11 protein-coding genes are annotated in these 16,184 nt (G+C 43.3%); 7 read left to right on the top strand and 4 right to left on the bottom strand.

The window, feature by feature from the left end:
• The first annotated feature begins 18 nt into the window (after positions 1–18).
• Positions 19–927: a S1 RNA-binding domain-containing protein gene (locus tag AB4384_RS15950; protein ID WP_017059694.1), complete on the top strand. Its 909-nt coding sequence runs from the start codon at positions 19–21 to the stop codon at positions 925–927.
• 299 nt (positions 928–1,226) lie between these two features.
• Here the strand turns inward: AB4384_RS15950 and rsmF are convergent, their stop codons facing one another.
• The 4 genes from rsmF to AB4384_RS15930 form a co-directional block, all read right to left on the bottom strand.
• Complete coding sequence (gene rsmF, locus AB4384_RS15945) at positions 1,227–2,648, bottom strand: 16S rRNA (cytosine(1407)-C(5))-methyltransferase RsmF (protein ID WP_017063836.1); 1,422 nt, start codon at positions 2,646–2,648, stop codon at positions 1,227–1,229.
• A 149-nt stretch (positions 2,649–2,797) separates the two neighbouring features.
• Positions 2,798–5,455, bottom strand: coding sequence for an MlaD family protein (locus AB4384_RS15940; RefSeq protein ID WP_372129801.1), 2,658 nt, complete (start codon positions 5,453–5,455; stop codon positions 2,798–2,800).
• A complete protein-coding gene (locus AB4384_RS15935; protein WP_372128287.1) occupies positions 5,442–6,725 on the bottom strand; it encodes a PqiA/YebS family transporter subunit in 1,284 nt (427 codons plus the stop codon). The genes AB4384_RS15940 and AB4384_RS15935 overlap by 14 nt, the downstream gene beginning before the upstream one ends.
• A 54-nt stretch (positions 6,726–6,779) precedes the next feature.
• Positions 6,780–8,576, bottom strand: coding sequence for an ABC transporter ATP-binding protein (locus tag AB4384_RS15930; RefSeq protein WP_372129800.1), 1,797 nt, complete (start codon positions 8,574–8,576; stop codon positions 6,780–6,782).
• 89 nt (positions 8,577–8,665) lie between these two features.
• Between AB4384_RS15930 and AB4384_RS15925 the strand changes: the two genes are divergently transcribed.
• From AB4384_RS15925 to AB4384_RS15900, 6 genes are all read left to right on the top strand, one after another.
• Positions 8,666–9,157 (top strand): GAF domain-containing protein, encoded by a 492-nt coding sequence (locus AB4384_RS15925; RefSeq protein ID WP_017066966.1) that lies wholly within the window; start codon positions 8,666–8,668, stop codon positions 9,155–9,157.
• A gap of 97 nt (positions 9,158–9,254) precedes the next feature.
• Positions 9,255–9,878, top strand: coding sequence for an RNA chaperone ProQ (proQ, locus tag AB4384_RS15920; protein WP_017057223.1), 624 nt, complete (start codon positions 9,255–9,257; stop codon positions 9,876–9,878).
• 17 nt (positions 9,879–9,895) lie between these two features.
• Positions 9,896–11,890, top strand: a complete 1,995-nt coding sequence (gene prc / locus AB4384_RS15915) for a carboxy terminal-processing peptidase (protein ID WP_102394019.1) — start codon at positions 9,896–9,898, stop codon at positions 11,888–11,890.
• Positions 11,891–12,212: 322 nt separating this feature from the next.
• Positions 12,213–12,896, top strand: coding sequence for a hypothetical protein (locus tag AB4384_RS15910; protein ID WP_017068918.1), 684 nt, complete (start codon positions 12,213–12,215; stop codon positions 12,894–12,896).
• A gap of 218 nt (positions 12,897–13,114) precedes the next feature.
• The gene (pepN, locus tag AB4384_RS15905) at positions 13,115–15,721 is read left to right on the top strand and encodes an aminopeptidase N (protein WP_372129799.1); all 2,607 of its coding nucleotides are present in this window, start codon (positions 13,115–13,117) and stop codon (positions 15,719–15,721) included.
• A gap of 219 nt (positions 15,722–15,940) precedes the next feature.
• The gene (locus AB4384_RS15900; RefSeq protein WP_004733645.1) at positions 15,941–16,159 is read left to right on the top strand and encodes a DUF2835 domain-containing protein; all 219 of its coding nucleotides are present in this window, start codon (positions 15,941–15,943) and stop codon (positions 16,157–16,159) included.
• The last annotated feature ends 25 nt before the right edge of the window (positions 16,160–16,184 follow it).

Genomic DNA, 16,184 nt, shown 5'->3' with positions numbered 1-16,184 from the left:
TAGAATGTAAAAATATGAATGAAACTAGCGAAAGCATATCAGAGATCACGTATAATCTCCGCCAAATTTAAAGTAGAGACAACCTTGATGATTAATATTGGTCAAATAAACAACTTAGAAGTAGTAAAACAAGCAGACTTCGGTGTATTCCTTGACGCGAGCGACTATGGAACCGTGTTGCTGCCGAAACGATTTACTCCTGAAGGTGTTGAAATTGGTCAAAAGCTAGATGTTTTCTTATACATAGATTCTGACAACCAGATCGCTGCAACGACTGAAAAACCAATAGCTCAAGTAGGCCAGTTTGGTTTGATGACGGTTGAAGGTGTTAACAGCACTGGTGCATTCATGAGCTGGGGCGTGAAAGGTAAAGACCTTCTTGTTCCTTTCAGCGAGCAGCGTGGCCGTTTAAACGAAGGTCAGTCAATCTTAGTATATGTGTATATCGATAAAGCATCGAGCCGTATCGTTGGTACAACGAAGTTCAACAAATGGTTAGACAACACGCCTGCGACTTATAAGCAAAATGAGCAAGTCGATCTCATTATCGCTGAGCGCAGCCAGTTAGGTTACAAAGCGATCGTGAACGGTGAACACTGGGGTATGATTTTCCCATCTGACATCATCGGTAAGCTGTTCATTGGTAAAACACTAAAAGGCTACATTAAAAACGTTCGTGAAGAAGACGGTAAGATTGATTTGTCTCTTCAGAAGGTTGGTGTGGCTAAGATGGATGACCTAAGCACTAAGGTTCTTGACCTGCTTGAGAAGAAAGGCGGTTACCTGCCTTTGAATGATAAGTCTTCTCCTGAAGTTATTTTCTCTGCATTCAGAACCAGCAAAGGTACGTTCAAGAAGACAATTGGTGGTCTATACAAATCTGGCAAGATCACTATCGACAAAGAAGGTATCAGCTTAGTTAAGTAAGCGGTCCTTTCGGTCAAAAAAAAGCCCAAACCTTCCTGTTTGGGCTTAGGGGAAAGGGCTCCGAAGAGCCTACGCTAATCGTTTTAATCTTTTGACTGTTAGATTGAAGTCTAGTTTAGATTCTCTAAAGTGCGATTTTTCTTTTTGGAAATAGTGATTTGAATTGATATTTATATAATTAGCTGTTGATTTACAAGCGCTCGCACACTGACTTATATGGCCGATAGAATAGAAAAAGCCCAAACAATTAACGTTGTTTGGGCTTTTTGTTTATTAAGGTGTACTCAGTGCGAACGCTTTTAGAAAAGGTTCTTATCGCGCACGAGTTCGCGTGGTAAACCGTTCTTCACTCGGTTGCCAACCCACTTACCAAGGCCGATGATTGCACCATTGTACTTCACTAGTACTTCACCTTTTCCTGACAAGTTTTCAGGGCGAACATCGCGGCCCATGAACCATTCACGAGCATCTTCAATACTAAGCTCTACAACATTAGCTTCATTACCTGTTGCGAGCGTTGTCGCTACTTGGTGCTGCCAGCGGTAACCTTTTTTATGGGTTTCAGCGATCTTGATTCCCATGCGAGAAAAACGGAACTCACCGATCATCGGCTCTAGCGCTTCTGGGAATAGCCAAACGTCTTTGTCGCGAATCCAAACCTGAGTATCGCTTGGCAATTCGATATCGAGAGTACTCATTAGTTGTTCAGCGACTTCTTGCTGAGTTTTCTTTGATGCTTTTTCAAATGGGAATTTACCCATACGTTTTTTAACTTCTGGTGGAGTAACAGACGCTAGTTTACGGATACGTGCAACAAAGAAACCTTCAGAGTCATAGACCTGTGGGAAGATGTGAAGAAAGCCTTCTTCTGTCGTGGTTGCTTTTGCGTTGTCGAATAGTGATTCCAGAGATTCGAATTCAACCGCATCACCAAAGGTTTCTTTTAGGTGATGACACACTTGTTGGTTCTCTTCGGTGCTAAGCGTACACGTTGAGTAAACCAAAACACCATTAGGTTTAAGAGCATGGAATGCACTTTCAATCAGATCTTTTTGCGTGTCGGCAATGTCGACCACTGATTGATACGTCCAGTTCTTCATCGCATCGGCATCTTTACGAATGGTGCCTTCGCCAGAGCAGGGTGCGTCTAGCAACACAGCATCAAACTGTTCTGGTAACCAACCACCAAAAACTCGACCGTCAAAGTTACTTAGAGCGGCATTACGAACGCCACAACGTTCGATGTTAGCGTGAAGGACTTTCACACGGCTTGCTGCATACTCATTGGCAACCAATACACCGCGATTATTCATTAGCGCAGCGATTTGCGTTGTTTTAGAGCCGGGTGCAGCCGCAGTGTCTAGCACCGCTTGGTAATCAGCTTCGCCTTGGAAAAGTGCCGAGGGTGGCATCATCGAGCTGGCTTCTTGGATGTAGAAAAGACCAGACATGTGTTCTGCCGTATTACCTAGTGGCGCTTCACTTTCGTCCGCTGTAATCCAAAAGCCCGTTTCACACCAAGGTACAGGTTCCAGTTCCCAGCCTTTCTCTTTTGCTCGTACTAGGAAGTCTTCAACACTGATTTTCAATGTGTTGATTCGAATACTTTTACGAAGTGGTTTTTGGCATGACGCAACAAAAGAAGCCATATCTAGATGACTAGGCATGATTGCTTCGATGTGCGTTAGGAATTCTTCAGGAATATATACGTTAGCGTGCAAAAGAGTATCTCGATTTATTGCATTAATGCGGGGAGTTTAAAGCAAAATGAGGCCGTCCTAAACCATATTTGCAGCAAACAACAAAAATGCAGCCTAATGGCTGCATTTTGATGAAGAATTAATCTTCCAGAAACGTCAGAGAGTTCACTCTATGGACGAGGAATTGCGGTTCTCCATGATTTCCACTCATCTTCGGCTTGAGGATAGAGGTAGAAAGACTGATCTTCGCTTGCTACTGGTTGAAGTTCATTTGTCGGTGGCGTTGAGAATGTAATACCACCTCTTAACAAGCTGTCTACCGTTCCGGCTTTGATGTTTGCGCCTGACAGGCCGATAGAGACATCGACGCCCGACACGTTCCAGAACACGGTGTTTGCGCGGATTAGATACGTGTAGTCAGGTTCTATTTGAATCGTAGATATGATGCGATCAGCAAACTCGCCCAGCTGAACATCTATAACACTGCCAATTTCTAGTTCACGGAATAGGATAGGTGTACCTTCAGATACTGAGCCGCGCGTTTCGCTTTGCAGTTGGAATATCTTGCCTTCAGGCTGCACTGGTCCCTTGCTAAGCTCAAATTTCGTGTTTCTTTCACCTTTGCCCGGATCTACGTTGATGTGTTTAGAGAGCAGCGCAGAGACGTTTTTGATGCCGTTAAGACCAATCTCAGGTTCTGCCAACCAGAAGTGACTATTCGCCACGGCAATCTTGTCGACGTACTCAGGTAAAATACGCGCAGTAATCTCAATGCCGCCTTTGTTGAAGTTCGGAATCACCAAAGTAACCTCACCAACAGTGACACCTTGATATTTGATCGCCATGCCCTTGCTAACTTCTTGATCGCCAGAAGAGGTGATCGTAATCGCGCGGCCAAATTTTCGAGCGGATTTCGAATCTTTATAAAGCTTCCATACATCGCCGAGTTTGTTGTCGATTCCTGGCAGAGAGTCAAAAGCAATACCGCCTTGGATAAGGGTTTTAACTGGTGCCGCTTTAATGCTGATACCCGATAGCGACGCATCAACCTCAACGCCTGAACGGTTCCAGAAAACAGTGTGCTTGTTGAGTAAGTGCGTGTAACGATTTTCGATTGTGACTTTGATTCTTACGCCACCGTCTGCAAGCTGAAAATCAGAAATATTACCCACTTGTAGGTTGCGGTAGAGGAGTGGGCTGCCTTTAGAAATTGAAGGTAACTCACTGGCAAACAAAGAAAGTGTCTTTGAACCAGACTGATTAAACTTAGCAATTTCTGCTAACGACTTACTTTGGAAAAGTTGGTAGTCCGTTCGAGCTTCAGATTTACCTTCACTCACAAAGCTAATCGAGCCGGTAAGAAGCTGTTTTGCTGGTGGGACCGTAACACTCAAGCCTGATTCGGTTAGCTCTGCAGTCGCACTACCTGTCACAAAGAAACGGTTGTGGCTTTTGATAAGGTGCGCGTACTCATTATCGATAAGTGCATCCATGAAGACTTCGTGTTTATCAGAGCCCGTACCAACACCATCAACTAATCCCACATGGATGATAGAGCCAACGGCAATGCCTTTGTAGAGAAGTTGTGTACCGACATCTAACCCGAACGAATTGTTCGACGTTAAGCGAATCGCAACGGATTTCTCTTGTTCCTGACTGAATTCATTTTTGCGGATTGCAGTAAATCGACGCGCCTTTTCACCTTCACCCGGTACCAAGGTTAAAAAGTTACCTGTCACTAAATTGGCAATGTTTTTCATGCCAGTAAGCGACAGTTCAGCCTCTTCTAGAACGAATTTACTGCCGCTGTTTAAAAAGTCACTGAATGCCGGTTGGATAGCGGCAGATGCAACGACGTTTTCACGCCCTTCACTTAGCGATAAATCAGTGATTTGACCGATTTCAATGCCGCGATACATGATCGGAGCACCTGTTGCACTGATTTTATTATCATCGGGAACGGCAATCTTGATAGAGATACCTCGACCCGCTGTTTTCAGATCTGGGTAGAGTTTGAACTTAGTATTCATCTCAACCGGTTGGCCTTCTCCTGGAGAGTCGACCGCAATTGAACCGCCAAGCAATGCACTTAGGCTCTCTAAGCGAACATCAACACCAGAAAAGCCAATACTGGCACCTAAGCCACTGACATTCCAAAAACGGCTTTGGTCGGTAATGATATGGCTGTATTCATCTTTAATCGACGCTTGAATCGTAACGGATTTCGCGTTGTCGTTTAACTGGTAGTTGTAAACCTCACCAATTGGGATTTTACGGTAAACGATTTGAGAGCCAACAGACACGCCGCCCAGATCTTTGGTCGTCAGTGAAATGTTCAAGCCTTCAGAAGCCAGTAAGTCAGAAGGGGAGGATTCTAACGCTTGGAAAACGGTTTCTGGGTCTTGTTTGGTTTCGCTCGGGTGGATAGCAATATAGTTACCTGAAACAAGCGCGTCCAATCCTGAGATACCCGACAAACTAGCGGTTGGTTTTACTAGCCAAAACCGTGTGCCTTTTGAGAGTAGCTTCTTCGCTTCTGGGTAGATGTCAGCATCGACATAGATGCTCGATAGATCTTTGGATAAAGTGATGTCACGCACCATACCCACCTCTAAGCCTTGGTAACGAATCGTTGTTCGACCTGCGACTAAACCTGCGGCATCTGAAAAGTATATCTGCACACGTTGTCCAGCATCGTGTATCGATTTCATGACCAACCAACCGGCTAAGGCGACGGTTAATATCGGCAGAATCCACAAAGGGGAGATGCCTTTGTTTTTCCTTACTTCTGGTGAATATGACGTTTGTGATTGGTTATCGTTGTTCATTCACTGACTCATCTTTAGAGGTGTAGTTATCCCAAATTAGCCTAGGATCTAAGCTTTCCGCTGCTAGCATCGTGAGAACAACCACGACGCCAAAAGCGACTGCACCATAACCTGGTGTAAAGTTTAAAATTTGTCCGCGGTCGACCAAGGTCATCATGATCGAAATAACGAATAGATCCATAACCGACCATTTTCCCACCCATTTCACGATGAAATAGATGGTCATACGTTGTCTGTGGTAAATCGTACGCTTCATCTTGATACAGATTAAGATGTACGCGAGGCCCAGTATTTTCGCGACGGGCACGACGATACTGGCAATGAAAATGATCGCTGCAATGCCATACATATCGCTATTTATTAGCGACGCGACACCGGAAATTATTGTGTCTTCTAGCCTTTGTCCGTTGGTGATAAGGATAGAAATCGGAATGACGTTGGCTGGCACAATAGCCACTGATGCGGCAAACAACAGTGCCCATGTCTTCTGTATAGAGTAGGGCTTGCGGTGGTATAAGTCATGGTGACAACGCACACAAGTATGCCCATCCGGTTGAGATAGGTGGCAGTTGTGACAGTGTACGTTCTTACTTTCAGTAAATGAGTAGTCAGATTCTTTTGTCCAAGCTTCCCAGTAGCGACGCACGCTGATGCGGCTTACCAACAATACACTGAAAAGCTGCAGAAGAATGAGGCCAACCAATCCAGGGCCGACAAAAATATCTGAGTAATCTTGCAGTTTGAAACATGAGACCGCCAAACTTACCAGAAACACATCCAACATCATCCAATGTTTTAATGTCTGGATGATGGCTAACGCATACCTAAATGGTGTAAAAAATTTGAATCGCAATGATAAATGGGTAATGAGTACCGATGTACACACGAGCAACGGAGCGATCGAACTGCAGAACAGGATCAGTAAGCCAAGCAGAGGGAAGCCTTCACCCATTAAAGTAAAGACGCCGGATGGTAATGTAGCAGGTATCATGACACCAATCAGGCGAATACTGATGAATTCAAAAAAGTGCGAGGGGATAAACAGCAATAAGCAGGTAATCGCAATTGCTAGGTTTCCAGAGAGGCTAGGGGTCCCGCCTCTATAAAGCTGAGTACCACACCTTGGACAGTAAGCAGATTTCCCCAAAGGGATGTCCATTTTATCTACGGGAAGCTCGCAGCCCTGACAAAGACGCACTGAGCTGCTATCGCATTGATGCTTCGTTGATAAAGGGGGGGTAACGGATGGGGAGGTCACGCGACCTCCCAAGTTGAAACGTTAGTCAGACTCGATGCCCGACTTAAAGACTCAGAACTATAAACATCAGGCGTGCGATTGCACACTGCCGTAGAGTGTTTGATAAAGTCCTTGTTGTTCAACCAATTCACCATGTGTTCCCGTCTGTGTGACTTGCCCATCTTCTAAAACATAGATTAGATCGGCTTGTTTCACCGCTGATAATCGATGAGCCACTATCAAAGTTGTGCGATCTTTCAAAAACTCGCTCAGAGCTTTATGCAGTGCCGACTCTGTTGCAGTGTCGAGTGCAGATGTCGCTTCATCAAGAATAACAAACTTAGGATTGCTCAGCACCATGCGGGCTATTGCTAGACGTTGTCGTTGACCGCCAGACAGTCGAACTCCGTTCCTACCAATTTGTGTATCCAATCCATTACTCAGTTGCTTAATAACATCTTGCATTTGAGAGACTTCAAGCGCACGCCATAACGACATTTCATCGTATTCAGCGCCAAGGGTCAGATTATGCCTTAATGTATCGTTAAAGAGTATAGGTTGTTGTAAAACAACGGCAATTTCATTGCGGATAATATCAAAGCTGATGTCATCAGTTTTTTCGCCGTTATAGCGTATACAACCTGAATCGGCTTGATAAACCCCAATCAGCAATTGGATTAATGTGGATTTACCGCCACCACTCGCACCCACTAAAGCGACCTTTTTACCAGCAGGGATGTGCAGTGATAGGCTATTTAAAACAGTGTTTTCTAATGTGTAAGAGAATGTAACGTTTTCGATGTCTACCGTCACTTCTTGGTTTTCATTGAAAGGGTTTACCTTGCTTACTGGGCGATGCTCTTCTTCTAACTGAAGAAGATCGTTGATTCGTTGTAGTGCCGCCTTCGCGCTATACCAAGAGAATTGAATCCCTAGCAGCTCTTGAACTGGGCCTAACATAAACCATAAGTAACCGAATACCGCAAAGATCTGACCGATGGTTAAGTCACTGAATAGCACCATTAACATCGCGACAGCTCGGAAAAGTTCAAAGCCTAATAGAAAGAGCAGAAACGAAACACGCCCAGCAGCTTCAGATTGCCATGCATATTTGTCGGCATCGATTCTTACTTGGTTTGCTTGAACTTTTAGCTCATCGAGAAAAATGCGCTCTTTATTCGCTGCACGCAGTTGGTAAATGCCATCTAAGGTTTCCACCAAACGGTTTTGAAAGCGCTCGAAAGACTGGTTTTCGTATTTTTTAAGGTGTTTAACCTTGCTACCTAGTTTACGGGAGAAATAAATCACAACAGGATTGACCAGTAAAATGAACAACCCTAATCGCCATTCTAACCACAATAACACGATCGCGGTGCCAAACACGGTTAAGAAGCTGATGAGGAACTTAGACAAAGTCGAGCCAATGAACTTATCTATCGTCTCTATGTCTGTTATCAGGTGGGCGTTGATACCACCGCTGCCTTTGGTTTCGTACTGTCTAATACTAATGCGGCCAAGCTTATCTATCATCTTGCTTCGCATTTGATAGGTAATTGTTTTTGAGACGAGTGTAAATTGACGCCCTTGCAGAATGTTTAACGCTTGGCTAACGGAGCGCATGATAATCACTAACAACAAAGTTAGTGATATATAGCCAGTCGGTGTTTGTAATGAAGATGGAAGTAGGTGGTTCATCATCTCTAAGCCTGAAGCGGGCTTATCAAGTAATACTTCATCAACCATTAATGGCATGAGCAACGGGATAGGGACACTAATGAGAGTTGCAAATATGGCAATAATGTTAGCAAACAGTAATTTGGACTTGTGTTTTTTTACTTGAGTTATTAACCAAGAACGGCTAATAGTGTCTTCTGAATTGTTCATTGTAATGAGAATAAGTCCTATTTAGTTTGATGGCCGCATTCTACTGCGTTCTCTTGATAATGGAAGTCTCAATTTAATTGGAAGTTAATATGAAAATAGAACATTACCAACGCTTAACCAAACAAGCCGTTGCATTAATTGAATCAGAAACCGATCTAACTGCTAATCTTGCTAATATCAGTTCATTATTATTCATGGAATTGGATGGCTTGAATTGGGCGGGTTTCTATTTAATGAAGCAGGACCAAGCTAAGGAAAAAGACGAACTTGTACTGGGTCCTTTCCAAGGTCAACCTGCTTGTGTGCGAATTCCGGTAGGGCGTGGAGTGTGTGGAACTGCGGTTGCGTCGAATACAGTTCAGCGCATTCATGATGTTCATGAGTTCGAAGGTCACATCGCTTGTGACGCTGCAAGTAACTCAGAAATCGTTATTCCGTTCTCGATTGGCGGAAAAATAGCGGGTGTTCTTGATATTGATAGCCCAAATGTTGGTCGTTTTTCTCAAATTGACGAGGACGGATTGACATTTTTCATGGCAGAAGTGGAAAAGCTGCTTAATTCGCACGCGAACAAGGCATAAATTATTCTCTTACTGTGGTTTTTCCCAAGCATCTCTCTATAATACGTAAAAATATTTTCTTAATGCTCGCGGAAAACCGCAAAAACCAGGAACCCACATGGAAAACACTGAAAAGTTAAAAAACAGCAAAGAAGTTATCGCATATATTGCTGAATGTTTCCCTAAATGCTTTACTCTAGAAGGTGAAGCGAAGCCACTTAAAATTGGTATTTTTCAAGATCTTGCTGAACGTCTAAATGAAGACGAAAAAGTAAGTAAGACTCAGCTTCGTGCAGCGTTAAGACAGTACACATCATCATGGCGTTACCTGCACGGCGTAAAAGCTGGCGCAGAACGTGTTGACCTAGACGGCAACGCGTGTGGCACACTAGAAGAAGAGCACGTTGAACACGCTAAAGCTACACTTGCTGAAAGCAAAGCGAAAGTTCAGGCTCGTCGTAAAGAACAAGCACAAAAAGCTCGTGAAGAAGGCAAAGCGAAACCTAAGGCGAAGAAAGCTCAACAGCCTCGTCGTCAAGCGCCTAAAGCACCAAAAGTAGAAAAGCCTGTAGAAACACGCGCTTTGAACGCTGACGAATTCATCGCTGGCAAAGAAGTAAATGTGAACATGGGTAAAGGAAACATGGCTGCGACCATTGTTGAAATCAATAAGGAAGATGTGCGTGTTCAGTTAGCAAACGGCCTACAAATGGTTGTTAAAGCGGAGCACTTGCGCGCTTAAAGGAGATACTCCTACGCATGAAATGCCGTTCAAAATTGACACTGATTGCTGCTAGCTTTTGGCTAGCAGCTTCAGCTCAGGCTCTTGAAGCCAAATTAGATCAGGACGATTTACCTCTACTCGCTCCTGAGGTCCAACACGAAACTGCTAGTAAACGTGTTACTTCTCGATTTACTCGTTCTCACTATAAACACTTCAATCTCAACGATGATTTCTCTCAAGCTATCTTTAATCGTTACTTAGAGATGCTGGATTATAATCGTAATATCTTCACTCAAGCTGATATTGACTCTTTCTCTGCGTCATCTAAACAAATTGATGATCAGCTGAAATCGGGCAATAACCAGATTGCATTCGATGTTTATAATCTGTCTATGCAGAAGCGTTTTGAACGTTTTCAATATGCATTGTCTTTGCTAGATACAGAGATTAAGTTTGATACCGATGAAAGTATTGAGCTCAATCGTAGTGAAGCTGAGTGGCCAAAAGATATCGCTGAAGTGAATGAGCTTTGGAGAAAACGCGTTAAATATGATGCGTTGAATCTAAAACTTACTGGTAAAGAGTGGCCAGAGATTCAAGAAGTTTTGGAAAAGCGTTACAACAATGCGATGAAGCGTATTACGCAATCGCATAATGAAGATGCTTTCCAGATCTACATGAACGCGTTTGCGCGTGAAGTTGATCCTCACACAAGTTACCTTTCTCCAAGAAATGCAGAACAATTCCAATCTGAGATGAACCTATCTCTAGAAGGTATTGGTGCTGTGCTTCAGATGACAGACGACTACACCGTTATTCGCTCTTTAGTTGCTGGTGGCCCTGCGTCAAACAGCAAACAATTGAGTGATGGAGACCGCATTGTTGGTGTTGGTCAAGATGGCGAAGAAATTGTTGATGTTATCGGCTGGCGTTTAGACGATGTAGTGCAATTAATTAAAGGACCGAAAGGGACTAAAGTTAAGCTACAGATCTTGCCAGATGGTAAAGATGCAAAAAGTCACGTTGTCACAATTGTACGCGATAAGATTCGTTTAGAAGACCGCGCTGTTAAATCAGAAGTTATCGAGAAAGATGGCAAGAAGATTGGTGTACTCGAAGTACCTAGTTTCTATGTTGGTCTTTCTAAAGATACCGATAAACTGATCACCGAGCTTAAAGAGCAAGGTGTTGAAGGTATTATTGTTGATCTGCGAAACAATGGCGGTGGTGCACTAACGGAAGCAACCGAACTCTCTGGTTTATTTATCAAAGAGGGGCCTGTTGTTCAGGTTCGTGATAGCTACGGTCGTGTCAAAGTGAACAGCGATACTGATGGTGAAATCAGTTACCAAGGTCCGTTAACGGTATTGGTGAATCGCTACAGTGCTTCGGCATCTGAGATCTTTGCAGCAGCGATGCAGGATTACGGTCGTGCAATCATCCTAGGTGAAAACTCTTTCGGTAAAGGTACGGTACAACAACATCGTTCTTTGAATCATATCTATGATTTGTTCGATAAAGAGTTGGGCTACGTTCAATACACAATCCAGAAATTCTACCGAATCAATGGTGGCAGTACGCAAAACAAAGGTGTAGTACCTGATATTGCTTACCCAACGCCAATAGACCCGGCAGATACTGGTGAAAGTGTTGAAGACAATGCTCTACCTTGGGACAGCATTGATAAAGCAAACTACTCAGTGTTACAGCGTAACGATGAGCAAATTGCTGCTTTAACAGCTCAACACCAAGCTCGTATTGCGACAGACATGGAATTTGGCTTTATCGCGCAAGATATTGAAAAATATAAGGCAGATAAAGACGATAACGACCTTTCTTTGAATGAAAAGGTACGTCAGCAAGAGAGCGATGATGCGGATGCGCTTCGTCTAGATCGTATCAATCAACGTCAAAAAGCCGCTAAGTTAGAGGCATTTAAAACGTTGGATGATATTCCAAAAGACTACGAAGCCCCGGATGCTTATCTTGATGAATCAGTTGCTATCATGCTGGATATGATCAAGAAATAAACAAAATACCTGTTATAAGGTGATTGTTTAAAGACGTACTATTTGAAAAGCGAGCTTAGGCTCGCTTTTTTTGTACCTGTGTTCTTGCCTCGAATAATGTCATGTTAACGGCATGCTTCCTCGCTTTTTAACTTGCTGCAGAACCACTGTTATTTGATTTTCGGCTGTGAAGTACACTGTAAAAATAACTAAACTTAAGTATTATTTTTCGAGTGATAATGACATTTAAGTTACTTCGCACTTAAAATTTAGTGACTTAGATCATATTTTTTCGCTTTCTATTCATTACGTGCCTAAGCTTAAAGAAAACGAGGGGACGCTTATGAAATGGATTCTACTATTTTTATCTTGTTTAAGTTTTGTGGCTTTTGGGAGCGAGGTCGCTTCGAGTAACCAACAATCAAAAAGTGATAGTAATCTATCTCATTTTGACCTTCCTTTGCTGCTTGGTGATTGGTATTTGATGAATCCTGATCCTGAGCAAGGCACTGAAAACTTTAGAGCGATCAAGCTCACTCTTGATTCAAACTACTCATTCACTATCGATATCCAAAAGAAAGACTACAGTGTCGATCATTGGGAAGGTTTGTATAACGCCAATGAAGACACGATTATTTTGGGTTTGAATACCTCAGAACCTCAGGTTTACGCGTACAGCAGTAATCACAACATGCTGAATCTTAACGGTGTTATGTTCACTAAGGCCTTGCCAAATGCATTGGCGGGAATCTGGTCAAGTGCCCAACTGTCTGGAAGCGATCTACGTGCGAGTAACATTCAAAAAATGGATTTAGTCCTTCAGCCGGACTTTATATTCATGTTCCGAGTATCAGATGAAGAAGGTGGTGAAGTCATTCGTCGCGGGGTGTATTATACAGAAGGCGATCAACTAGTGTTACTTTATGAGAACGGTGAACACGGCACTCGATATACACTGAACAGCGATGTGTTAACGCTGCAAGGTGAAGAGGGAGATATGTTTGCGGTACTCAATCGCATTCGATAATCGTGAGTTTTAGCAGTAACGGCGTACTCGTTGATAATATTGTGCACAGTTCATTTCTTAGGCGTTCCTGTCTGATTTGATTGATAAAATAGCAAAACATGGAGGCATTTTCTTACAATGCCTCCTTTTTTTAATATTCCCCTTGTTTTATTGGCGCTCAACCTTTAGATATATACAGTTAAAAAATAATTACGTATAACGATCAAAAGGAACCCGTCATGGCACATACACCTCAAGCTAAGTATCGTAAAGATTATCAATCACCATCTCACACGATTTCTGAAATCGATCTTACTTTCGATTTGTACGACTCAGCATCCATTGTTACGGCTGTTTCTAGTGTTAAGCAGGAGAAAGACAGCACGACATTAGTACTTGATGGTGAAGGCTTGAAGTTGGTTTCTGTTTTGGTAGAAGGTAAAGAGTGGACTCAATATGAACAGTCTGAAACTCAACTTACGCTGAATGACCTTCCAAAAGAATTTACTCTAACCATCGTTACCGAAGTTAACCCTGAAGGGAACAGTGCACTTGAAGGCTTGTACAAGTCGGGTGGCGCGTTCTGTACTCAATGTGAAGCTGAAGGTTTCCGCCGTATCACTTACTACATGGATCGCCCAGATGTGTTGGCGAAATTCACTACAACGGTAATTGCAAACAAAGCAGAGAACCCATTCTTATTAAGTAATGGTAACCGTGTAGATGAAGGTGAAGCTGAAAACGGTCGTCATTGGGTGAAGTGGCAAGACCCACATCCAAAACCAGCGTACTTGTTTGCTTTAGTAGCGGGTGACTTTGATGTACTTCGTGACGCATACACTACACAATCGGGTCGTAAAGTTGACCTAGAAATCTTTGTTGATAAAGGCAATCTAGACCGTGCGAGCCACGCGATGGTTTCTTTGATTAACTCAATGAAGTGGGACGAAGAACGTTTCAATCTTGAATACGACTTAGACATCTACATGATCGTAGCCGTTGATTTCTTCAACATGGGTGCGATGGAAAACAAAGGCTTGAACGTATTCAATTCGAAGTTCGTTCTAGCAAACGACCAAACTGCAACGGATACAGATTACCTAGGTATTGAAGCAGTAATCGGCCATGAATATTTCCACAACTGGACAGGTAACCGAGTGACGTGTCGCGATTGGTTCCAGTTAAGTCTGAAAGAAGGCTTAACCGTATTCCGCGATCAAGAGTTCTCATCTGATCTTGGCTCTCGCGCAGTAAACCGAATCAACAATGTTCGTATTATTCGCGGGCCACAATTCGCTGAAGACGCAAGTCCGATGTCTCACCCAATTCGTCCAGAAAAAGTGATAGAAATGAATAACTTCTACACATTGACTGTGTACGAAAAGGGCAGTGAAGTGATCCGAATGATCCACACATTGTTGGGTGAAGACGGTTTCCAAAAAGGCATGACGCTTTACTTCGAACGTCACGATGGTACGGCTGCAACATGTGAAGACTTCGTCGCGGCAATGGAAGATGCGTCGGGCATCGACCTATCTCAGTTCCGTTTATGGTACAGCCAATCTGGTACGCCGACGCTGTCTGTTGAAAGTAAGTACGACGCAGAGAAGAAACAGTACACGTTAACAACTCGCCAAGTAACAGCGCCAACTCATGAGCAAACGGAAAAGCAGGCTCTGCATATTCCTCTTGATATCGAGCTGTACACAGCTGCGGGTGAAGTTGTTGAGTTACAATGTAACGGTAAGCCAGTTCATAATGTATTAGATGTGAAAGAAGCAGAGCAAACGTTCGTGTTTGAAAACGTTTCTGAGCAACCGATCCCATCATTACTTCGTGAATTTTCTGCGCCAGTGAAACTGGAGTACAACTATTCAGATGAAGAACTGATCTTCCTAATGGTAAATGCACGCAATGAGTTCTCTCGTTGGGATGCGGGTCAAATGCTATTAGCGAAGTACATCCGCAGTAACGTTGAGAAGGTTCAACAGGGTCAAGCGTTTGAGCTTTCTGATTCTGTTGTTGATGCATTCCGTGGCGTACTGCTGAGTGATTCACTAGAGCCTGCATTTATTGCAGAAATGCTCTCTCTACCAAGCCACAATGAAGTATCAGGTTGGTATGAGCGTGTTGATATTGATGCGGTCGCATCGGTTCTTAACTCGATGAAAGTTACATTAGCTGCAGAACTTGAAGACGAGTTAGCGGCGGTTTATCACAGCCACGCACTAACAGAATACACGATCGATCACGATTCGATTGGTAAGCGTACTCTACGTAAAGTTTGCTTAAGTTACTTAGCTCATACTGGGCAGGGTAATGACTTGGTTGTTGCGATGTATCAACAAGCGAATAACATGACAGATACGATGGCAGCAATGGGCGCGGCAAACAGTGCACAACTACCATGTCGTGAAACCTTGATGGTGGATTACAGTGACAAGTGGAAACACGATGGTCTTGTTATGGATAAGTGGTTTGCATTGCAAGGTACAAACCCAAGTTCAAACGCACTTGAAGTGATCAAAGCGTCGATGTCGCACCAGGCGTTCAGTTTGAAGAACCCGAACCGTACCCGTAACTTGGTCGGTTCATTCTTAAACATGAACCCGGTTCAATTCCACGACAAGTCTGGTCAAGGCTATGCATTTGCTGGCGAGATCTTACGTGAGCTAAACAGCAGCAACCCACAAGTGGCTTCACGTCTGATTGACCCGCTACTTAAGTTCCGTAAGTACGATGATGAACGTCAAGCTCTTATCAAAAAAGAACTAGAGACGTTAAAGAACATGGACAACCTAGCAAAAGACTTGTTTGAGAAAGTGACGAAAGCACTAGAGGCTTAAGTCAGCGCGCATTCAGGTAACTGTTTGCTAATAAGCGGTTTACTAATAAACTGTTTGCTACAACGAAAGGTCATCAGTGGTAGAGAATATCTGCCACTGATTTTTTGTTTCTGGTTCATCGAATTTTCGATAAGCTAGAGCAGCTTCAAGTTCAGTTTAACCGTCAGACATCTAAAAGTGCCAAAAAACACTGGCACTGTATATTTATACAGGTATCGTATGAATCGCTATATTTTCCAACTTAACATCTCATATCAGCAGTTTTTGGCCAGCTATTCTGGCGCCGCAAGTAAAGTTCAAGTGATAACAACAACAGGTTTACGCTTACAGTTACCTGCAACTCGGTTTAGACCATTTCTTACACAAATAGGGGTTAGAGGGCAGTTTAGGCTGACAACTGACCAAAAAAATAAGTTTATTAAGTTAGAAGCTCTGTAAACCTTGGCGTGCCTAGTGAGTTAAA

It is taken from the genome of Vibrio sp. 10N.261.51.A4 (assembly GCF_041471945.1).
Taxonomy (GTDB): domain Bacteria; phylum Pseudomonadota; class Gammaproteobacteria; order Enterobacterales; family Vibrionaceae; genus Vibrio; species Vibrio crassostreae_C.
The sequence above is the reverse complement of the archived record's forward strand: the minus strand, read 5'-3'. Positions and strand labels throughout refer to the sequence as shown.